23 protein-coding genes are annotated in these 18,936 nt (G+C 67.4%); 8 read left to right on the forward strand and 15 right to left on the reverse strand.

The genetic code is table 11. The annotated features are described in order from the left end of the window. Positions 1 to 11: 11 nt before the first annotated feature. From AB0M93_RS37570 to AB0M93_RS37635, 14 genes are all read right to left on the reverse strand, one after another. Positions 12 to 1,688: a Terminase gene (locus AB0M93_RS37570; RefSeq protein ID WP_364283189.1), complete on the reverse strand. Its 1,677-nt coding sequence runs from the start codon at positions 1,686 to 1,688 to the stop codon at positions 12 to 14. Beyond that, positions 1,678 to 2,121: a hypothetical protein gene (locus AB0M93_RS37575; protein WP_364283192.1), complete on the reverse strand. Its 444-nt coding sequence runs from the start codon at positions 2,119 to 2,121 to the stop codon at positions 1,678 to 1,680. Before AB0M93_RS37575 ends, AB0M93_RS37570 begins: the two co-directional genes overlap by 11 nt. A gap of 16 nt (positions 2,122 to 2,137) precedes the next feature. Next, positions 2,138 to 2,767 carry a hypothetical protein gene (locus AB0M93_RS37580; protein ID WP_364283195.1) on the reverse strand — a complete coding sequence of 210 codons (630 nt, stop codon included), beginning with the start codon at positions 2,765 to 2,767 and terminating at the stop codon, positions 2,138 to 2,140. Between the two features lie 303 nt (positions 2,768 to 3,070). Continuing rightward, complete coding sequence (locus AB0M93_RS37585; protein WP_364283198.1) at positions 3,071 to 3,331, reverse strand: hypothetical protein; 261 nt, start codon at positions 3,329 to 3,331, stop codon at positions 3,071 to 3,073. 4 nt (positions 3,332 to 3,335) lie between these two features. Next, positions 3,336 to 3,626 (reverse strand): HNH endonuclease signature motif containing protein, encoded by a 291-nt coding sequence (locus AB0M93_RS37590; protein ID WP_364283201.1) that lies wholly within the window; start codon positions 3,624 to 3,626, stop codon positions 3,336 to 3,338. A 155-nt stretch (positions 3,627 to 3,781) separates the two neighbouring features. Next, positions 3,782 to 4,450 carry a hypothetical protein gene (locus tag AB0M93_RS37595; RefSeq protein ID WP_364283204.1) on the reverse strand — a complete coding sequence of 223 codons (669 nt, stop codon included), beginning with the start codon at positions 4,448 to 4,450 and terminating at the stop codon, positions 3,782 to 3,784. A gap of 88 nt (positions 4,451 to 4,538) precedes the next feature. Continuing rightward, entirely contained in the window at positions 4,539 to 5,306 is a 768-nt protein-coding gene (locus AB0M93_RS37600) for a DUF2786 domain-containing protein (RefSeq protein WP_364283207.1), read from the reverse strand. Between the two features lie 181 nt (positions 5,307 to 5,487). Beyond that, the gene (locus AB0M93_RS37605; protein ID WP_364283210.1) at positions 5,488 to 5,856 is read right to left on the reverse strand and encodes a hypothetical protein; all 369 of its coding nucleotides are present in this window, start codon (positions 5,854 to 5,856) and stop codon (positions 5,488 to 5,490) included. 137 nt (positions 5,857 to 5,993) lie between these two features. Further along, positions 5,994 to 6,371: a hypothetical protein gene (locus AB0M93_RS37610; RefSeq protein WP_364283213.1), complete on the reverse strand. Its 378-nt coding sequence runs from the start codon at positions 6,369 to 6,371 to the stop codon at positions 5,994 to 5,996. Between the two features lie 228 nt (positions 6,372 to 6,599). Next, complete coding sequence (locus AB0M93_RS37615; protein WP_364283215.1) at positions 6,600 to 7,592, reverse strand: hypothetical protein; 993 nt, start codon at positions 7,590 to 7,592, stop codon at positions 6,600 to 6,602. Further along, on the reverse strand, positions 7,589 to 8,173 hold the full coding sequence (locus AB0M93_RS37620; RefSeq protein ID WP_364283218.1) for a hypothetical protein: 585 nt from the start codon (positions 8,171 to 8,173) through the stop codon (positions 7,589 to 7,591). The genes AB0M93_RS37615 and AB0M93_RS37620 overlap by 4 nt, the downstream gene beginning before the upstream one ends. Beyond that, complete coding sequence (locus AB0M93_RS37625) at positions 8,173 to 9,342, reverse strand: hypothetical protein (RefSeq protein WP_364283220.1); 1,170 nt, start codon at positions 9,340 to 9,342, stop codon at positions 8,173 to 8,175. Before AB0M93_RS37625 ends, AB0M93_RS37620 begins: the two co-directional genes overlap by 1 nt. An 87-nt stretch (positions 9,343 to 9,429) precedes the next feature. Further along, on the reverse strand, positions 9,430 to 9,903 hold the full coding sequence (locus tag AB0M93_RS37630) for a hypothetical protein (protein WP_364283223.1): 474 nt from the start codon (positions 9,901 to 9,903) through the stop codon (positions 9,430 to 9,432). Further along, positions 9,852 to 10,193, reverse strand: a complete 342-nt coding sequence (locus AB0M93_RS37635) for a hypothetical protein (protein WP_364283226.1) — start codon at positions 10,191 to 10,193, stop codon at positions 9,852 to 9,854. The genes AB0M93_RS37630 and AB0M93_RS37635 overlap by 52 nt, the downstream gene beginning before the upstream one ends. 266 nt (positions 10,194 to 10,459) lie before the next feature. Between AB0M93_RS37635 and AB0M93_RS37640 the strand changes: the two genes are divergently transcribed. Genes AB0M93_RS37640 through AB0M93_RS37660 form a run of 5 tightly spaced genes read left to right on the forward strand, consistent with a single transcriptional unit; the run spans position 10,460 to position 14,385 of the window. Continuing rightward, positions 10,460 to 10,900 carry a hypothetical protein gene (locus AB0M93_RS37640; protein WP_364283229.1) on the forward strand — a complete coding sequence of 147 codons (441 nt, stop codon included), beginning with the start codon at positions 10,460 to 10,462 and terminating at the stop codon, positions 10,898 to 10,900. After that, the gene (locus tag AB0M93_RS37645) at positions 10,893 to 11,483 is read left to right on the forward strand and encodes a hypothetical protein (protein ID WP_364283232.1); all 591 of its coding nucleotides are present in this window, start codon (positions 10,893 to 10,895) and stop codon (positions 11,481 to 11,483) included. The genes AB0M93_RS37640 and AB0M93_RS37645 overlap by 8 nt, the downstream gene beginning before the upstream one ends. Further along, complete coding sequence (locus AB0M93_RS37650; RefSeq protein WP_364283235.1) at positions 11,484 to 12,686, forward strand: MAB_1171c family putative transporter; 1,203 nt, start codon at positions 11,484 to 11,486, stop codon at positions 12,684 to 12,686. Next, positions 12,664 to 13,302, forward strand: coding sequence for a hypothetical protein (locus AB0M93_RS37655; protein ID WP_364283238.1), 639 nt, complete (start codon positions 12,664 to 12,666; stop codon positions 13,300 to 13,302). The genes AB0M93_RS37650 and AB0M93_RS37655 overlap by 23 nt, the downstream gene beginning before the upstream one ends. Positions 13,303 to 13,356: 54 nt before the next feature. After that, positions 13,357 to 14,385, forward strand: a complete 1,029-nt coding sequence (locus AB0M93_RS37660; RefSeq protein ID WP_364283241.1) for an NAD-dependent epimerase/dehydratase family protein — start codon at positions 13,357 to 13,359, stop codon at positions 14,383 to 14,385. 7 nt (positions 14,386 to 14,392) lie between these two features. On the opposite strand, the gene AB0M93_RS37665 is transcribed toward AB0M93_RS37660, so the two are convergent. Beyond that, complete coding sequence (locus tag AB0M93_RS37665) at positions 14,393 to 15,694, reverse strand: hypothetical protein (protein WP_364283244.1); 1,302 nt, start codon at positions 15,692 to 15,694, stop codon at positions 14,393 to 14,395. Between the two features lie 950 nt (positions 15,695 to 16,644). On the opposite strand from AB0M93_RS37665, the gene AB0M93_RS37670 reads away from it, so the two are divergent. The 3 genes from AB0M93_RS37670 to AB0M93_RS37680 all read left to right on the forward strand — a co-directional run bounded on the left by AB0M93_RS37670 (position 16,645) and on the right by AB0M93_RS37680 (position 18,863). After that, positions 16,645 to 17,766 (forward strand): radical SAM protein, encoded by a 1,122-nt coding sequence (locus AB0M93_RS37670; RefSeq protein WP_364283247.1) that lies wholly within the window; start codon positions 16,645 to 16,647, stop codon positions 17,764 to 17,766. Next, positions 17,766 to 17,906 carry a hypothetical protein gene (locus tag AB0M93_RS37675; RefSeq protein WP_364283250.1) on the forward strand — a complete coding sequence of 47 codons (141 nt, stop codon included), beginning with the start codon at positions 17,766 to 17,768 and terminating at the stop codon, positions 17,904 to 17,906. The genes AB0M93_RS37670 and AB0M93_RS37675 overlap by 1 nt, the downstream gene beginning before the upstream one ends. A 165-nt stretch (positions 17,907 to 18,071) precedes the next feature. After that, positions 18,072 to 18,863 carry a hypothetical protein gene (locus tag AB0M93_RS37680; RefSeq protein ID WP_364283253.1) on the forward strand — a complete coding sequence of 264 codons (792 nt, stop codon included), beginning with the start codon at positions 18,072 to 18,074 and terminating at the stop codon, positions 18,861 to 18,863. The last annotated feature ends 73 nt before the right edge of the window (positions 18,864 to 18,936 follow it).

The following is an 18,936-nucleotide window of genomic DNA, read 5'->3' on the forward strand; positions in this document are numbered from 1 at the left end:
CTTCTGACTCCTCATGTGAAGACTCGCAGTCGGCCAGTGCGTTTACGTCCGCGCTTTGCCCATTCCGGGGAGGCGAGCACCAGGCGGCGGACATGACGAGCGCCGATCAAGCACACGGCGAGGTCGATCTTGTGCGGTGAGTCCCGCGCTTCCTTGCGGATGAGCACGCCGTAGCGGGTCGGCTGGCGACGGGCGTTGAGCACGTGCCGCTTGAGCCGGGGGTCACCGTCGTGGGTCAGGGCCTTCTGCTTGATCTCCGCCAGCGTCCGACTCACGGCCGGAGCGAACTCGGGGACCTTGGCGCGCATGTCGAACGCCACGGCCGAGCGGCTGCGGCCGGTGGTCGCGTCAACCAGCAGCTGGTCCCCGAACTCGAACGCCCACGCGTCAACGTAGGACTCGAACTCGCGGACGTCGGCGAAGAACCCCACCACGTCGAACCGGTCGAACGCGGTGCGGACCGCCAGGTCGGCGGCCGCCCGGTCGACCTCCCAGCCGGCACCGGCGGGACCCTCGGGCTTCTCCTGGCAGTGCAGGACAGCGGCATGCCCATCGGACATGCGCACCGCCACCAAGCCGGTAGCGTCGTCGTTCTTCGACCCGTCGAAGAACATGACCACCGTGTCGCCGTCGAGCAGAGCAGGCCGCTCGGGGTCGTGGCAGGCAGTCCACTCCGGGTCGGTCGTCCACGCTGTTGCCGCCGAAGAGCGCTGGTTGAAGAAGTACCGGCGCGACTCCTCCGGGGCCTTTGTCAGGTCCCAGAACTCGTTCTCGACGATGCCGGGCAGGTCCATCCAGTCGGCGGCCGGGCCGTAGACCTCCCGCAGCGCCGCCACCATCGCGTCCAGGTCGGTCAGGTCGACGTCGGCGGGAGCCTCGCGGTGGTCCCACAGCAGCCGCGCCGAGCGGGTGCGTCCCTCCCGAATCGCCTTCGCCTGCTGGTCGAGGGCTTCCAGGATCGATTCCTCACCGGCCTGGTACATCGTGGACGTCAGCAGGCCCCAAGGCTGGGCGGCCTTGCGCTTGCGCAGGTTGCGGTCCACGGTCTTGAACATCCGCCGCAGCTCGGGCGTGATGTACAGGTGCGGTTCGTCGAAGATCGCGAGCGATTCCTTGCCGCCGTTCTTCGCGGATGAGCTGGCGGTTGACGGGACGATCTCCCCGCCGCCGGGCAGCAGGACGCGGGTCAACCCGGCAGCGTCTTTCGGCAGGTCTTCGCTGAGCGGGCCTTCGGTGAGGTTGAAGTGAATGACGTCGTAGGTGTTGCCGGTCTGGCTCTCTTCCGTTGCCAGGCAACGAATGTAGGGGTAAATGAGCGGCTGGCCCATCGGTTCGCCGGGCTCGTAGGTGTAGGTGAAGTCCCGCCAGCGGTAGGTCTCTCCGCCGGTGGCCCAGCCGCAGAACCGGCACGGGCCGAACGCCTCGAACAGCCCGACGAACCCGGCGATCTCCGACTTGGCGCGGCCCTTCGCGCGGGAGAGCACGGCGCGGCTGTACTGGCGGCGGCCGTGGACGTCGAGTGCGTAGGCGTCGACCAGGAACCCGGCGAACTCGTCGTCCAGGTCGACGTCTTCGCCCTGGACGTCGCCGGGGCCGTGCACGGTGAAGTGCTCGGTCCAGGCCGAGGCGAGCCAGCCGAGGGAGCGTCCCCGATCGTGGCCGGGGGCGTAGACCAGCTCACGCGCCACTGGACAGCCTCCGGCGCCGCTCGTCGAGCCGGGTCACCGCCGCCGCGTCCGGAGCCGGTGGGGCGTCGGTGTCCCCGTCCGGGGCGGCGTAGCGGATGCGCAGCTTGAGCCGGTCTTCGTGGGTGAGCCCGAGCTTGGCCGCGCGCAACCGCAGCTCGGCGGCGCGGTTGGCTTCGCCGCACCAAAAGGCGTCGACCAGTACCGCGGTTTCGATCGCGAACCGCCAGTCGGTGTCGGTCCAGAGGCGGCAGTGCGGCATCTGTCGGACCGCGTCCCACCATGCGACCGTTTCCGGGTGCCACTTCTTGCGGCCGTTGGGCGGCAGGTCCGGCGACTCGCCGTCGAACGGGGCTGCTTCGACGGTGGTCCAGTCGTAAGCCTTCGGGTTGCGGTTGCGCGGGTTGGCCGAGGGGGGCCGTCCGGTGATAGCCACGGCTCACCCCCTTCATTCAGGCGGGAGCGGCGGGATACGGCTTCGCCAGCGGGGTGACCTGCCGACGCATCGCGCGGTCGAGCGGGTACAGGTAGCGGTGTTTCACCGTGCTCTCGACCACTCGGCGCACGTGCGGGTCCACGGTCCGCCGGACGAACTCCTCGGCGGTCTCCCCGGCCGGCCGATGGACCGCCATGTGGCGCAGCGTCCGCCCGTGCACCAGCTGCCCGTGAACGACGTAAGACGCGTTCGTGGGGTTGGTCGTGCCGGTGTAGATCCAGTTCCCGGCCTGGTAGATGCCGCCTCGGTGCCCCTGGGCGGTATCGGCGTAGGACACGATCAGCCGCAGGCCGGGGCAGGCGGCACGGAGCTGCCGCAGGCTGGCGGCAACCATCTGTGTCACCGGGCGCTGGTGCGGGCGCAATGCGACACGCAGCAGCTCGACGCATTCGGTCTGGTCGAGGCCGTAGGGACTGCCGAGCGCGGCCGTGGCGGATCGGCCGAACATCACCACGCCGGTGAACTCGCCGTGTTCCCAGACGCCGAACGGAGCGATCTTGCTGCGCGGCATCTTCTGCGAGTAGTGCCAGCGCAGCACGGCGTACTGGGCGGCGTGCCAGCTGCAGGGCGCCACGAGCAGTGGCACGGCGGGGTCAGCGTGCGGTCCGCCCGGCGGAGGCAGCTCCGCGGCACCGGCGGGCAAGGGTTCGGGCAGAGAGCTGGTCGAGGCGGGGGACGTCGGTGAGCGGACGGAAGTCGGGTTCGCGGGCATCCTTGGTCCGGGGACGGGGTGAGGTGGCGGCCATAGCGCATCACCTCCAGCGGGTGAGGTGTGGCGGGACAGAGCCCGCCAGTGCCGGCCGGATGCCGCCGTGGCGAAATCGCCGGAGTTTCGTACAGACCGCGAGGTGCTATGCCTAACCGGTGCGGCGGCCGGGGCAGGCAGGGGTCACCCCCCAGGGGTGGCGGTGCGTGACGGACGACGACCGCGCCGTGCAGACTCGCTGGTCACAAGCTCGGCCGGATCGGTCGGCTCGGTGGTCGGCGGCTCGGCCGGGTCGTCCGGTTCATCCTCGGCGGGCTTGGGGTCAGCGTCGGGTGCGGCGGCGGCCAGACCAGCAGCCAGCAGCCATTCGGCGGCGGCCTGGTCCTGGTCGACGATGGCGCGGGCGGGGTGTCCGCCGAGGGAGCGCAGTAGGAGCACGCGCACGTGTTCACCTCTCGATCAGTCCGGGGTGCGGGTCAGCGGGACGGCGCGCGGACGGACGCCGGGCAGCAGCGGCTCGGCCTCCTTCGCGTCCGCTCTTGGTGGCGTGGCACGGCGCGCAGATCCCTTGCAGGTTCGCGTCCGAGTGGTCGTCACCGGGGTTGACGTGGTCGACCTCTGTCGAGGGTGCGAGCAGGCACACCCGGCAGACCGGATCGCGGCGCAGGATGCGGGCACGGCGACGTGGCCAGTCTCGGGGTAGGCGGGCGGCTCGGTCGCTGCCGGACCAGGCGGGCATGATCGGTCACCCCGCCCCATCGAACGGGGCCGCGCGGGACCGTCAGAGGAAGCGCGGACATGGGAGAGCCCCGGCTACCGAGGGGGGAGGGTAGTAACCGGGGCTCTCAACTGAAGCTTAGTGGACCGCCGTGCACGCACACGGGTCCAACATGATCAATGTAGCGTTCGGTCCTGGTCAGGCGCAACCGGGGTCCGTTCGCGGATGGCGGCGACATGCCGTTGTGCCGTCCGGTAGTTCACGCCGAGACGACGGGCGATCTCCGCCGTGGACAGCGGCTCACCGACTTCGGTCCGCTCGTTCAGCAGTTCGGCCACGCGCGCGGCCAGCTCGGCGCGCGGAACCCGATCTGTCCGCCCAGCAGGACGTCCGCCGCCGCGTTTGCGATCCGGGTTCGCCCGGCCGGCGCGGTAGGTCTCGACCGTGGCGCGGTACCAGAACGGCACCCCGCCGAATTCTTCGTCCGCCGCCGGAACCAGCGGCCGTTCCCCCTCCGCGCGGGTCTTCTGCCGCTCCATGCTCTCGTAACGCGTCCAGGTAGCGGTGCTCATGCCCGCTTCTTGGGCAGCCTCCGGCCGGTCCAGTAGATCGTGCGGGTTGCCGAGCGCGGGCAGCTCGGGCACTGGTTCGCCGCGCGCGAAGGCTTCGGCCTGCTCGGCGTCCCAGAGCTTGCGGTGCGTCTTGCCGCGTTCGGGGTTGACCGGTGCCGGGTGTCCGGGCCGGTCCCAGGGAGCAGGGTTGGCGCGCTGCGCCGTGCGCAAGCTCATGCCGTACAACGCGGCGATCTCTTCCTGCGTGATGAGCGTGCGCCCCGCCGGTATCACGTGCTCTCTCCCTACTCGGCCTAGTCGTTCTGGCGTCGAGGGTAGACGGCCGCCCCGGCTCCGAGTCGGAGCCGGGGCGGTGGGTCGGCTAGCTGGTGACGGCGGCACGGCTGGCCTTGCCGACCTTGGTCTGTCCGGTGTCGGCGTTGCGGCCGTCGCGGCGGCCCGCCTCGGCTCCGGCGACGTTGTGGCTGTCCTCGCGGCTGAACCCGAGTTCCGGGAACTTCTTGTCGAACGCTGCCTTGGTGCGCTCAGCGTCGGTGACCAGGACCAGTTCCCCGGGCTTGCCCTTGACCTTCTCGGCCATCGCTTCGCGGGAGGCGGTGATCTTCTCGGCCACGCCCTTGCCGTAGGCGGGGAGGTAGGAGCGGAAGAACACGCGGCGTTCGATGTTGGCGTTGGCGGGGGTGTCGAACATGCCCTTGCGCTCGGCCATGTGGGCACGGGCGGCGGCCATGCCCTGCGATTCGGCCTGGAGCAGGATCGAAGGCAGCAGCAGTTCCAGCGCCTTGAGCGTCGCCGCCGGACCCATGATCAGGACCCATCGGGCGTTGCCGTTCATCTTGTTGCCCATCGTGCACACCGAGCAGCCATGTGCTTCGGCGACCGTGTAGACCAGCGAGGCGCGGGCCTTGCCGTGCCAGCCCTGGCCGGAGACCTCGAACTGGAGCAGCTTGATCGGCTCCGGTCGCTTGCCCTCGCGGTGGCGCAGGGTGGCCTGGTCAAGGTTGTGCTTGGCGATCAGCTCGGCCGCCTTGGCGGCGTAGGTCTGCGCCTCTTCGGGGGTGACGGCGGCGTCCTCGGCCTTGTCGAGCAGCTTGCGGACCCGGTCGGCGATGTTGGTGTTGGTGGCCATTGTGGTGGTTCCTTCCGAGTGATCACGGTGGGTTGTGGTTGTCGGGAGCGGGGTTCTAGTTCCGTTCCCGACAAGAAGAATACTATCCGAACTTAGCGACACGAGGAAGGTGGAGAGGGGGTGACCCACCCCACGTTTTCAGTGCTGGGCGGATCACCCCTCGAACAAACTCCGATCCCGGCTAGCTCTGTTCGTCAGCCTCTCCGGCCGCCGGTGGCCCGTCTTCCTTGGCACGCTTGACAATCAGCGCGTACAGATGCGTTGCGCACATCAGGACGGACACGTGCGGGGGCAGCTCGAACACGTCGACCTTGAGTGGTCGGATGCTCGTTGCCAGGCTCAGTCGGGCGTGCTGCGCGTAGGCGTGCGCCCGCGAGCCGGGGCACGGCCCTTCGCGGCCGATCCGGTGGCACTGGCGGCACGGCTGGTTGTCGTCCGGCCGAACCGGCATGGTCCACAACACCAACGGAATCGGAGGCTGTGGCGGTTCAGGCAAGCTGTAGACAACCCATACCCGGGTCGAGTGGATGTGTCCATTGTGGTCGGTCATGGTGATGCTTCCCTCTCAGGCTCGCGTTTCGCGGCCCGGCAGCCGAGCGGCCTGCCCGGTTCCCTGCCGGGCAATACTGGAAGACGGGGCGGCGGAACAACTTCCGCGTCCGCCACCCCGAGCGGGCAAGCGCCCGGCTACTGCTGGGAGATGACCTTCCGAGTAAGGATCAGGCGCTTGATCGCGTGCATGGCGAGCTGCCAGCCCAGCCCTTCGGGAAGCTCGACCACGGCCGTGGAGAGCAGGGCGCCAGCTTCCAGTTCGGCCCGGTCGCGCTCAATCGCAACGTGCATCCTCATCCCGGGACAGATGACCTGCTGACGCTCGAAGCAGAACACGCACGGATCGCTGCCCGTGGTCATGTCCGCCAGCAGGCGCACGATCGACGGTTCCCAGAGGGTTATCGCGTCCGCAGACGCACCCCGGGGAAGCGTGGTTTCGGGGTAGCCGTCCAGGTAGTTGTTCAGTGCGGTGAAGCGGTAGAGCACCCACCACTGAATCGTGTTGTCGCTCAACGGATTCCTTCCGATCTGATCACGGTGTGTTGGTGCTGGGATCGGGGTTCTAGGTCCGTTCCCAACGAAGACAATACTATCCGAACTTAACTACAGAGGGAAGGGTGAGAGCATGAGTGTGACCCGCCCCATATACTGGCGGTGCCCTTCCGTTTGATCACGGTGGAGCACGCGGGACCGGCGGGTTCTAGCCACCCTTCGGGGCGGTCGCCGGTCCCGCACCCCCATTCAGCCGGCCAGGAGCGCGCCGCGGCGACGCTGCCACGACGTCAGTACGGCGTTGCGCTCGTAGAGAGGCCGCCGCCGGGACCCGTGGTTGGTCCAGCCGTCTTCGCTGCGCCAGCGTCGCAGCGTCCCGGCCGGGACTTCCAGCCATGCCGAGAGCGCCGCGACGTCGGACAGCGGCGTGCCCTGCGCGTCGCTCAGCTCGTCCCAGCGGTTACGCGGCCACTGCGTCCGGCACCTCGGGCAGGTGATCCGATCCGCCTCGGCTCGCACGTACAGCCGCGCCCCGCAGGGCTGCCGGGCCTGCTCGTTCGGCGTCGGGCACGTGCCGACGGGGACGCTGGACTCCGCCGTACCGGTCGCGGCGTGCACGGCCGCGAGCAGGTCGCGGACTTCATCGGCGAAGTCCGCGACCCAGTACTGACGGGTGAGGTAGTCGAACCACTCGACCAGGAACGCGGCCTCACCCGCCACGGTGCGGGCGCTCAGGCCGAGCTGTTCGGCGATCTCGTCCCGCAGCTGGCCCAGCGGGCTGTCCAGCTTGCCCGCCCACGGCTGGTGGGCCGTGAAGTCCAGCCAGCCGACCAGCAGCTGCCCCTGGCGCTGCGCGGCCTGGTCGGGCACGCCCATGCCGGTGTCCTCGCGGATGTTGTCGGCCCAGCTCGACAGAATCTCCAGAACCGAGTGCGGGTCACCGTCGTCCTCGGCGCGAGTGCGGCGGTCGGTCAGAACCAGCACCATGTCCCGGGCCGGGGAACGCGAGCCGTAGCCGGGCGAAACTCGGCCGGTGGTGGGAGCGCCACCGCCGGGTACGGCGGACCGGATGAGTTCGGGGTACAGCCGGGCGAGTTCCTGAATGTCGGCGCGCAGCTCGTCCGCGCACGGATCGCACGTGCGGTAGCCCTGCCGAGCCCGGAACGGATCGCCGGAGCGGGTACGGCAGCCCAGCAGGCACCGGACGTCCTGGTCCTCGTTCTGGCCGGTGATGGTCGTCATCGTGCGTTCTCCTGGTCCTGGGTGGTGGCCGCCTGGCGGGCGAGCTGCGCGCGGGCGTACTCGAGGCGGGACGGATGCATCCGGGTGGTCTGGTCGCGCGGCTCCCGGACACCGGCGCGGTTGCGCGAGAGCGGTCCGCATACGGCCCACGCCTTGGCCTTGCAGAACGGGCAGGCGACGCTGCGGGCAAGATCGTGGTCGGCGTTGCGCTGCCAGCCCATCAGCTCGTAAGCGGCCCGGATGCCGCGCATCCCCGCCTGCCGGTGGTAGTCCCGGTCCGGTCCCCGGCCGCCGCGTCGCTGGTGAGGCGGGTCCGCCGCCGGGGAAAAGGCCGGCACCGGCGGGCCGGGTTCCGCGGCCCGGTCCCGCGCCGCGTCGCAGCTGCCTGCGACGTCCGCCGGGGTCGCCCGGCGGGCGCTGGTGCCCATCGCGGTCATGGCCGCGTGGCACTCGGCCAGGCTGTACCCGGCCAGGCCGGACAGCCACGACGTCACCAGCTCCTCCGTCACGTGCGCGTCGGTGTGGCGCATCAGCAGGCCGCGCACATCGCTGCGGCTCATCACGGCATAGATCGTGCTCATCAGGCCGCCCGCCCGTCTGCGGCCGAGGTCAGCGCGGCGTCCAGGATGGCGCTGAGCTGGTCGGCGTCGGCGTGCTCCGGCCGGGCTTGCCGCACGGCCAGCCCGACGCCGTGCTGTTCGTCCTCGGCGATCGCGGAGGCGCGCAGACCCTCGAAACGCTCGACCATCTCGGCGTCCCGAGCTCTCTTTTTCGCATCGGTAGCCGCGACGCGGGCCGCGCGCATCCGCTCACCGACCAGCGTGGGCACGAAGCCGATCGGCAGCGTCTTGGTCGACCAGGCCGCCAGCCCGGAGCCGATCACGGCCCCGGAGATGCCCTCCCGCAGCAGCGGGATCACCTCGGCCACCAGCTGCGCCCGCACCCGGGCAGGCACCGACTCGGCGTAGAAGTCCACCAGGCGCTCGGCCTCCGCGCGGCGCAGCTGCCGCACCGAGCCGTGCTCGCCGTCGTGACCGGCCTCACCTTGCGCGCCCTCCGGCCGGCTGGCAGAACGTGCGGCGCGCGCTGCACGCGCGGGAGACCCCACTTTCTTGCTACGCAACGGAAGAGAGGGTTCTCCAGTCTCCCGCTCCCCACTCCCTTCTCCCTGGGTGTTCGGCGAAGGGGTCGCCGAGGGGTTCGCCGAAGCCTTTGGCGATTCGGCGGGCGGGTGCGCTGGGGCCGCCGGACGGGCCGAACCGCGGACACTCATCGCCGCCTTGACCTCCGGCGGCGGCTCGTGCGCTCCGGCCTCCAATGCCTCGGCGGCCACGATCGGCGCGGGTCCGGTGATCTCGGCAGGAAGGCGGCGCAGCTCGGCCGCCAGCGCGGCGCGCAGGATCGGCGACTCGATCTCGAAGGCGACGCGCAGCGCGCCGCGCAGGACATTGGGCTGCTTGTACAGCTCGTCATTGCGGATGAAGGACCGGACGAGAAGTTCTTCAGTGTCCTGGTCGATCACCACGAATCGCGCGGCGTCCAGCTCCGCGAGCGCCGCACGCATCTCGGTCAGGTCCAGGTCCGGGTGCGGGCGCGACCAGCGTTTCACCGCCAGGTCGAGTACGCCCGCGTAGGTCAGTCGGGCCTGTGAGAACAGTTGTACGTACAGGAGCTTCGCGACTACGGAGAGAGCGCGGAAATCTTCGTCGTTCCAGATTTGCAGGTCGATGCGTGCGTGATCGCGCGCCACGATGTACACCCCATAAGCGGCAGAGTTGGGCATGAGGAAGCCGCCCGCCGAGACAGCAGCTCGGCGGGCAGCGAGAAGGCAGAACGGCTAGGACGCGGCCCGTTCGGCGGCGGCCCGGAGGTCTCCGAGGGCGGCGCCGTCCAGCGCGTAGACCGGCTGGAGTTTTCCACCGTTGCGTCCGGCCGTGTCCGTGCTCCGCACGTAGCGGCCGGTGGTCACCAGCAGCCCGGCCGCGCGCAGTCGGTTGACCGTCGCGCCGACCAGCTGGGGCTGCACCCAGGCGGGCAGTAGCGGCCGCCAGCGGTTCGCGGTGGTCTCCCGGAGCGGGTCAGCCAGCGCGTCACCGACGACAACTGAAACGATCGCCAGCACCTGAGCGTCGTTCCGTGGTTCGGACGTCAGCAGCGCCGCGACCGTGGCCGCCGTCTCCGCGTGGCCGGCCCCCGGCGGGCCGCTGGCCTGGGCGATCATCGCCCTGGCCAGCGAGACCAGCTCGGAGAACGGGACCGTCAGGCCGCGTCGAGTAGCCGGAATGTCCAGACCTCCGAAATGTCGCTGCACTCCCTCGCCACCTCGGGGTAGCGCGCCTTGACCAGGCTCTGGTCCAGGCTGATTCGCATCGAGCTGTCGAAGGACACGACCGGCACCCCGGCGACCGTCCCGACCGTAGCGCCCATCGCCACGAGCGCGGCCTTGATCACCGCCTCATGCTCCTTGCGTTCCTTGGAAAGCCGGGCCTGCTTGAGCTTGATCCGCCGGAGCGACGCGATGAGGTTCGCGTGGTTATCCAGTGGCCGGGCCGTCGGCCGGTCAGTAGCGTCAATACGGCGTTCGGGTGTGTTGTGCTTCACCGAGCTAACTCCCTGGAGCAGTTAACGCGCCCGCAAGACACCGCGATGGATGATCTTGGGAGCGCATCTCCGCGGCGGGTCGCTCGATCGGAACGACCGGGCGCGGAGGTTAAAAGTTAATGGTTGTAAACATTCTCTGGTCGTGCGTTTGTGCTGGCTGGCAGCGTGATGAAGCCGACTCTAACCAGGCCGGATGATCATCTGTCAACAGAAAACCGCAAAGTTCGACGGAAACTGTTTACAGCCGTAAGCAAATGGGGAAACGGGTGGCCGAAGAGGGGGCTGTGTCGTTCGCGGAGGCGTTGACCTTCTTGTACGACAAGCGACTGCGTGATGACGGAAAGCCATACAGTGACCGTGACGTTGCGGATGCACTGCAGGCGGCGGGTGTCGAAGTGTCGCACTCGTACCTGTGGATGTTGCGCAAGGGACGCAAGGACCATCCGCGCACCAACATCGTGACGGGACTTGCGGCATTTTTCCTTGTACCGGCGGGATTCTTCCTCGATCGCCCGGTCTATGACGCGTGGCGTAAGCGAATCGCTACGCCAGGAGAAGGGAGTCTGCCGGTACAGAGAGGTGGGCATTCGATACTGCGGCGAAGCTTTGAGGGCATGTCGGATCGCAGCCAGAGCCTGCTAGAAGCACTCGCCGCGCACTTGCACGAGCTTGAGGGCGACGACCGCCCAGGGAACCAGTATGAGTGAACACCGCAACCGACGGTGTCTGCTGCGCTGGCTGCGGGCTGCCCGTCGCCGCAGTGGCCTGATCGCCGCCGCGACGCCCGTCACCCAGCTGGCGGACGTCGAGCGGCTGGTAAGTGAACTGGATCTCACCGCGACGACCACCCATGCCGAACTGGCCGCACAGCTATCGACGCTGCGCGGGCGACCGATCAGGATCCAGCCGTACCCGGCCGCGTTCGTCGCCGAGGCACGGAGGATCGATGAGCCGTTGCCCTACGGCGTGTGGGTTCCGAAACCGGCAGCCGACTACGTGTTCTTCCGTGCCGAGACGACGCTCACGCACCAGCGGCACATCATCTTGCACGAGCTCGGTCATATCTGCTGTCGCCACGTTGGGGAGGACACCGCCGAGGCCGGCCGCGCGGAGCCCGGCGAGCCCGATCACGCCTCGATCACCAGTGCGGTGAAGCGTGCCGGTGGCTTCGCCGAGGACCAGGAGCAAGCGGCCGAGACCTTCGCCTACCTGGTCGAGCGCCAAACCCGGCCGAACCTGTCCGCAGCTGGCGAAACACCCGCCGCGCGCTATCGCCTTTTGGAGGACTGAATGCCCATCCCCGTCGCGCAGGTCCAGCAGCTGCTGACGTGGCTCGCCGTCACAGGAGCCCTGCTCTACTGGATCAGATCCTGGCGGCGCTCCCGCACACCCGGCCTGCTGGCGATGGTCAAGGCTCTGGCCGCGCTTGACCTCGCGCTGATCCTCGGCACGGACTACGGGGTGCACGACTGGCTGTTCGGCATCGCCACGCTCCCGAACTACATCGTGCACGTGCTCACGCTGTGCTCGGCTTACTGGCTCCAGCTGTTCGTGCTCTACCTCGCCCACCCCGCTGACACCATCCCGGCGAAGGTGCGAGCCCGCACCCGCGTGCTGATCGTCGCGCAACTGGCGCTCGGCGTGCTGTACCTGCTCGGCCCGCTGCCGGGCAAGCTGCCCGCGATCACCGCCGAGGCGGGTAGCCACACGTTCGTCGTCGCCTACCTCGCGGTGTTCGAGCTCTACCTTGGGCTGGCGATGTTCGACGTGGTGTACGTCGGCCGCCACGCCAAAGACCTGCCGCCCGGCTACCTGCGCACTGGGCTGCGGCTGCTGCGTTGGGGCGGTATCTGCGGCCTGGCGTTCGTCGCGCACAAGGCCCTGTACTCCCTGGCCGTCCGATTCGATCTCAACCCGCCGTGGGCCGAACTCGGCAACGTCGGCGCCATCCGGGTACTCACCACCGCCGGAATCCTGCTGCTCATGGCTGGGGTCACCGTGCCCGCCGTCGCCCCGCGTCGACAGCTGCGCCGCCACTACCACGCACTCGAACCGCTGTGGCACGACCTGACGGCCTTCGCGCCCGAACTCCGATACACGGCAGCACCACCCCGGCGGCTGTTCGGACGGCCCGATATCACCGACCTGGTCCGCACGCGCCTGACCGAGATCAACGACGTCCTGGTCGGGCCGCTTCAGCCGTTCCTCGACCCGGCGGTTTTCGCCGCCGCGCTCCAGCCGGCCGCAGCGTCGCCCGACGCAAGCCGGGCGCACGCGCAGGCGGTGACCATCGCCACGGCCCTGGTCACTGCGGAGCACGGAGCACCGGTCCACGCCGAGGACCCGGTAGCGTTCACGCCGGACAAAGCCACCGACGACTACCGCGAGGAAGCCGCGTGGCTCGCGGCCGTCGCGACGGCCTACAGCACGTCCACCACAGTCGCCGCGATCTTGAAGGAGACCAGCAGCCATGCCGCCGACCCTGTCCACTGAGTCCGCTTCCAGCGAGGCCCGGCGGCGTGCGGCCCGCGTCGCCACCGAAGTGCTCGCCCCCTGGGTCTGGGTCCTCGGCCTCCCGCTGGTCGTCGCCTGGCAGGTCACCGGACACCACCTTGGCGAAACGCTGCTCTGGGGGCTGATCGTCGGCGTCACCGGCTCCCTCATCCCCATGGCGGTCATCGTCCGGGGGGCGAAGAAAGGCAAGTGGGACGGACACCACGTCACCAACAGGGCCGGGCGGCTCGTGCCCTTCGCAGCCTGCATCAGCTCCCTGGCGGCCGGGTTCGCCATCCTTCTGATCGGCAACGCACCGCGCGAGATGGTCGCGCTCGCCGCGGCCGAGCTGGCTTGCCTCGTCGTCGCGCTGGCGGTCACCTTCGGGCTGAAGTTCAAGATCTCCATTCATGCGGTCGTCGCCGCTGGTGCGACCGTCATGCTCATGAAGGTCTACAGCCCGTGGCTGGCTGTCCTGTTCCTGGCGGTCGCCTGGGTTTGCTGGTCCCGTGTCGAGTTGCGCGATCACACGACCGCCGAGGTCGCCACGGGATCGCTGGCCGGCATCGTCGTGGGCGGCGGCGGCTACCTGGCGCTGGTCGCTGCCCTGGTGTGATCACCAGCCGACACTGCGGTTGAGGTCCGGGAGGACGTCGGCGAAGATGGCAGCGTGACGCGTGTACTGGTTTTGGGTGGGTCCTGGTTCCTCGGCCGATCGATCGTAGACGCTGCGCTGGCGACGGGCGCCGACGTGACGACGTTCCGGCGCGGCAAGTCGGGCGAGGATGCGACGGGGGTTCGGACGATCCGAGGTGACCGCACCGACCCGGCGGATCTCCGGCGGCTCGCCGCAGAAGGACCGTGGGACGCGGTCCTGGATACGTCGGGCTTCGTACCTCGGGAAGAGCTTGCCGTTGCCCGCGCACTCGAACCAGTTGCGGCGAGGTACGTCTTCGTGTCGACGGTGTCCGTGTACGAAGGATGGCCGACCGAGCCGCTGACCGACGAGTCCCCGGTCCTTGACGCGCCGAGCAGCGCAGGCCCGGACTACGGATTCGACGGCGATCCCGGTCCGTCCGTTTACGGCTTCACCAAGGCTGGTTGCGAAAGAGCTGTCAACGAGGTGTTCGGTGTGGAACGCGCAGTGTCGTTGCGGCCTGGCGTCATTCTCGGACCGCGCGAGTACGTTGGTCGTCTGCCGTGGTGGTTGCGTCGAGTCGAGCGGGGCGGCCTGGTCCTCGCACCGGGCCGCCCGGAGCGCTCCATACAACCCGTCGACGTGCGCGACGTCGCATCGTTCGCCCTCCACGCTGTCGGTGCAAACCTTAGCGGCAGCTTCAATCTGACCGGTTCCGGCAACGAAACGATGGAGGATCTTCTCCACGCTTGTCGCCAGGCGGTTGGCTCAGATGCCGTTTTCGAGTGGGTTACAGACGAGAAGTGGCTTGTATCGCAGGGGGTTGCGCAGTGGACGGAACTTCCACTCTGGCGAACCTACTCGGGCGCATGGGATGTGGCTTCTTCTCGCGCCCGCGAGGCCGGTTTCACTACTCGTCCGCTTGTAGAGACTGCCGTGGATACGTGGCGATGGCTACAGTCCGGGGACGCCGCGGTCAGTCACGAGCGAGCCGGAGAGCAAGGAATCGATCCTGCTAAGGAGACGAAAATCCTTTCAGCGTGGGAGAAGCAAAAGCGATAGCCGGGAGTCAGCGACCGTCCGTGATGGTCCTGACGGTCGTTCGCGCGAGACTGTGGGCGGTGAAGTCCTCGATCTCGCCGCCGAGGCTGATTGCTTCGCTGGCTCCGCGGTATCGTGCTGTGCCAAGCATCCGGCCGAGGTGTCGCATGCGCAAGGTCACAGCCTCCGTGCGCCGGGGAGGGTCTAGTTCGAGGACTGGGCGCAAGGCGGCTTCGGCCCCAGCAAGGTCGCCGCGCAGAACCCGCGCGGTGCCGAGGTCGATCCGCGCTCCGGATTCACCGGCAGCCCATCGGACGTCTTCAGGCAGCTCACCGAACAGATCGAGTGCGCGCAGCGCCTCTACCTCGGCTTGGTCGCCATCGCCAAGAGCGACGAACGCCGCCCCAGCGCAAAGAGCGTGCCGCGAGCGATCGAAACCAAGTTCACCGCCGATCTCGTCCAGGAACGGATCATCACCTGCGCGGTCCAGTTCGTCGGCAGCGTTCGCCAGCTCAACCTGTACCTCTTGACGCGCGCCGAGGAGCGCGAGCGAGCGAGCCTTCACCGAGTGCAATCGGACGCGGGCGGTCCCAGCCGGTGCCGTTTCTAGCGCAGCCTGGGCGATCGTCACAGCACGCCGGGGCCGGCCATCCCAGAACGCCACGGTGACCTGCAAGGCGCGCGCCCACGCGGACAGCGATAGGTGGTCGATCACGCTGCCGTAGGTATGAGCGGCGCGGGCCTGTTCCTCCGCCATGTCGGCATGGCCGAGGTCCCACGACACCGACGAAAGCAATCCGCAGACCTGACCCGCGATCAAGTACAGCTCAGCCTGCTGACGAGGCTTATGCGTCCGGTCGAGTTGTTCGTACACGCTGTTGCGCAACGCAATCAGGTTGGTCAGCATCACAATCGACGACGTCTTGTAGTAGTCGACCGCAGCCTGTGCCGCCATGGCGGCCAGATGTTCCAGCGCCGAGGGATCAATAGCCGACGACGATTCGATGGAGTGGTTGGCCGACTCGCGGGCGGCGTTCACGATGATGTCCTCCTCGGTGACCGCGGTAGTGGCGACCTCGAACTTGGGAGGTCCGAGCAGCTGCTCGACCGGTTCATCGAACCAGTGCTCCAGCACCCTGCACGACACGGCACGCGGCAATGGCGCACCTCCCGCGAACCATCGCTTGGCCTGACGCTCGGAGACATGGAACGCCCCGTCTTCGCCCGCTGCCTCTGCCTGCCGGGGGAACTCCTTGAGGAAGTCGCCCAGCGAGAGACGGCGCGCCTGCGCCAGCTGCTCAAGTCTCGACCGCGGATCCCTGTTCGCCATGTCGCTCCCTCCTACCCACCACGCTACCGATTCTTAAGCCGAATGGGGGGCTGAGCTGCGTAAATGTCCTCCACATGGCCTCCTATGGCCCCCTCATGGCCTCCGTATGCCGGTGACTGCCGCTCAAGATCGAACTACGGCACTTCCGACGTGGGGAGGACACAATGACTGGCTCGGCGATCACAGGCTGTCCCATCCCCGCCCTGAGCAGCCCGGTGCCCGGACTGAGTCCCGACGTCAGTCCGGGCACTGGGTGTCGACCAGTCGCGGCGCGCGCATCGCGCAGCCGGCATGGGGCGACTGGGGTGCGATCGCCAGGACGCGGGCGAACGCACTAGTGAAGGAACGCAGGCGATCCGCCCCCGGGCCGCACCACCCGGGTGCCTGCGTAGCTGGTCCGCGTAGCTGCCTTAGGCGGCCCCTTGAGCTACGCGGACCAGCTCCCTGACGGAGAGGACTCCCGATGACCGTCTACCTGCTTGATGCGGCGCGAAGATGATGACGACACAGACCGCGTTACGCGAGCGCGCTATCTATGCACAGGCGCAGCCCGATGGCGATTCCGTGCCGCATCCACGAAGGCAAACAGACTCATCCGTTTGGCGCGCAGTGCTACATCCAGAGGTGTTGCATCAGATCGACAACAGTGGAAAGCGCCTCAAAGCCAATAAGAAACTATTCGGCATATCAAGCTGCGGATTAGTCTGCACCCTGGATGAGGCGACCGGGGCCGGCGTCCTATGCGCAAAATGCTTCCCGTCTTGGCCGGTCGATCAAGACACTCAGCAGATGCCCGCCCTTCCTCCGCTGCCTAAAAGGACGCCCGGGCACGTGTCCCCGCCGCTTCCTCAAAGAGCGAATCCGAATAGTGGCTTGTTTGATGGTTGATCGCGCGTCCTCCGTGGCATAGCGCGAGGCAACTTACCCGAAGAGGCGAGAAAGGTTCTTACATGCATCGAGTGATCGCAACTCCGTTCCAGGGAAAGTTTCTGCTTCTGTGTCCCGGAAAGCCTCAAGATCTCAGTATTCCCAAGGGGAAGTTCGATGAACTTAACTCGCCGGAGAGCGAGGAGACGTGTCCGGAATGGTTTTCCGGAGTCGTGCAGCGAACCTGGGGCCTTGATGTTCGCGACCAGAAATTCAGCGACGTGTCGTTGATCAGGAGTCCGTCGAGCTTCAACTACGGGCAAGCTAGCTATGAGTTAAACCTCGGCTGCAACTATGACTGCAAGCACTGTTATCTTGGAATAAAGGAATTTGAAGGTCTTCCGTGGGCTGACCGGGTCAAGGTTCTGCATGCGTTGCGCGACGCCGGTGTTGTGTGGCTCCAGTTGACCGGCGGCGAACCGATGATCGATAAGCTTTTCGCCGCAACTTACTCGTATGCTTTCGCTCTTGGCATGATGATTGAAGTTCTGACAAACGGGTCTCGACTGCACAACGCCGTCATGCTCGATCTGCTTACACAGCGGCCACCTCAGAAGATGACCCTCAGCGTCTACGGTGCCACAGAAGATACTTACGACGGCTTGACGCAACGTCGAGGCTCTTACAAAGCTTTCTCGCGCGGCTTAGCCGCAGCACACGAAGCTGGCTTACCTCTGGAACTTAGCATTATCATCACAAATGACAATGCTCATGAAGTCGACGCCATGCACGCACTGGCGAAAAAGTTCGGGATTCCCGCCACTGACTTCGCGAACATTTCTCCTACGATCTACGGGGGATCTGAGACTCTGGCGAGCCAGTCTTCCCGGCATCTGACAAAGCGAACTCAATTCAACGGGTGCGACGCCGGAAACACCTTCTTCCATGTCGATCCGCACGGGAACGCCAGTACCTGCAAAGTGGCGCGAGACCCGAAGATCTCGTTGGTAAGCGAAGGTGTCGAAGGTTTACGCCGTCTCGGGGGTATTGCAGACGGCTTATTGCTTCGTCAGGGCGGATGCTCGGGGTGTCAACTCAGCGGCACATGCGGTACCTGCATGCCGCTGGCCTCGTTGTTCCGCAAGGCGAAGGCGCCGCTGGCAAATTATTGCCAGCACACCGAGAAGAGGAAGGAAGTAAGCTGATGACCGCGATCGCGCTCACGCTCGAACCGCCGCCGAGGACCGATCCCCAGGAGGCTGACGTCCAGATCATCCCCGATCTGGAAGGATTCACCGCCAACACGATCGTCTGCGGCTGCAACGACGACAACCCGTATCGGTAGACGGCTCTGGTCCCGCACCGCCAGAGCAGGCCCGACACCTGCTCTACTGCGGGCCCGAGGCGGGCCAGTGTCGTCAAGTCCGCTTCGATCGGGCGGGCTGGACATTCGGAGCCTCGGGGTAGACCTCGGTCTGCCCCGAGGCTCCATCAAACGTAAGGTGCCTCCGTGGTCACGACACGAGTCGAATGGGACTCACTCTCCGAAGACACTCGCCGCGCCGTCGAAGCGCGAACGGGACCGCTCAGTCACGTCGAATCCGTGTCGAGCGGCTTCAACTCCGAACTCGCTGCGGTGCTCCATTCGGCCGGTAAGACGACGTTCGTCAAGGGCCTGCGCGTCGACCATCCGCGCGTCTGGACGCAACGCCGAGAGAAGGCGGTCAACCCCCACGTCCTGCCGGTGACTGCCGCGCTGCAATGGTCGGTCGACACCGACGAGTGGAGCCTTCTCGCCTTCGAGCACGTACCAGGCCGGCACGTCGACTACTCGCCGTCTTCACCCGATCTGGCGAAGTTCGTGACTTCCCTGCGGACACTGCAAGAGCTTCCGTGCCCCGATATCGAGCTCAAGCTCGCCGAGAAGCGCTGGGCGAACTACTCGGATGATCCCGAGCTGTTCAAGGGTGAACATCTTCTCCACACTGAGTGGAGCCCCAGCAACGTGCTTGTCGACGACACGGCGTTGTTCGTCGACTGGGCCTGGGCAACCCGAGGCGCAGCCTGGATCGATCCGGCATGTTGGGTCGTCTGGCTCATCGCTTCGGGTCACTCGCCGCGAGAGGCTGAGAAGTGGGCCGCTCAGGTCCCGTCATGGAACGATGCGCCGACAGATGCCGTAGCCGCGTTCGCGGCTGCTCAAGCGGACCTCTGGAGCGAGATCGCCGAGGTCGATCCAGAGCCTTGGATCACGGGCATGGCGGCGGCTGCGCGCAGGTGGTCCACACACCGCTGTGCCTGAGAACTGGCTACCGAGAGCACCAGATGACGGTGTCGCGGCCGCCATCTGGTGCTGTCACATAAAGTAGTAGTCG

This window comes from Amycolatopsis sp. NPDC051102, assembly GCF_040682815.1.
In the GTDB taxonomy this organism is placed as follows: Bacteria; Actinomycetota; Actinomycetes; order Mycobacteriales; family Pseudonocardiaceae; genus Amycolatopsis.

What these genes read in the sequence shown, in the direction of transcription:
- AB0M93_RS37590 (WP_364283201.1), bottom strand. Translation starts at nt 3,626, where the DNA reads ATGCCCGCCTGGTCCGGCAGCGACCGAGCCGCCCGCCTACCCCGAGAC.
- AB0M93_RS37600 (WP_364283207.1), bottom strand. Translation starts at nt 5,306, where the DNA reads ATGGCCACCAACACCAACATCGCCGACCGGGTCCGCAAGCTGCTCGAC.
- AB0M93_RS37605 (WP_364283210.1), bottom strand. Translation starts at nt 5,856, where the DNA reads ATGACCGACCACAATGGACACATCCACTCGACCCGGGTATGGGTTGTC.
- AB0M93_RS37615 (WP_364283215.1), bottom strand. Translation starts at nt 7,592, where the DNA reads ATGACGACCATCACCGGCCAGAACGAGGACCAGGACGTCCGGTGCCTG.
- AB0M93_RS37620 (WP_364283218.1), bottom strand. Translation starts at nt 8,173, where the DNA reads ATGAGCACGATCTATGCCGTGATGAGCCGCAGCGATGTGCGCGGCCTG.
- AB0M93_RS37645 (WP_364283232.1), top strand. Translation starts at nt 10,893, where the DNA reads ATGAGTGAACACCGCAACCGACGGTGTCTGCTGCGCTGGCTGCGGGCT.
- AB0M93_RS37650 (WP_364283235.1), top strand. Translation starts at nt 11,484, where the DNA reads ATGCCCATCCCCGTCGCGCAGGTCCAGCAGCTGCTGACGTGGCTCGCC.
- AB0M93_RS37655 (WP_364283238.1), top strand. Translation starts at nt 12,664, where the DNA reads ATGCCGCCGACCCTGTCCACTGAGTCCGCTTCCAGCGAGGCCCGGCGG.
- AB0M93_RS37665 (WP_364283244.1), bottom strand. Translation starts at nt 15,694, where the DNA reads ATGGCGAACAGGGATCCGCGGTCGAGACTTGAGCAGCTGGCGCAGGCG.
- AB0M93_RS37670 (WP_364283247.1), top strand. Translation starts at nt 16,645, where the DNA reads ATGCATCGAGTGATCGCAACTCCGTTCCAGGGAAAGTTTCTGCTTCTG.
- AB0M93_RS37675 (WP_364283250.1), top strand. Translation starts at nt 17,766, where the DNA reads ATGACCGCGATCGCGCTCACGCTCGAACCGCCGCCGAGGACCGATCCC.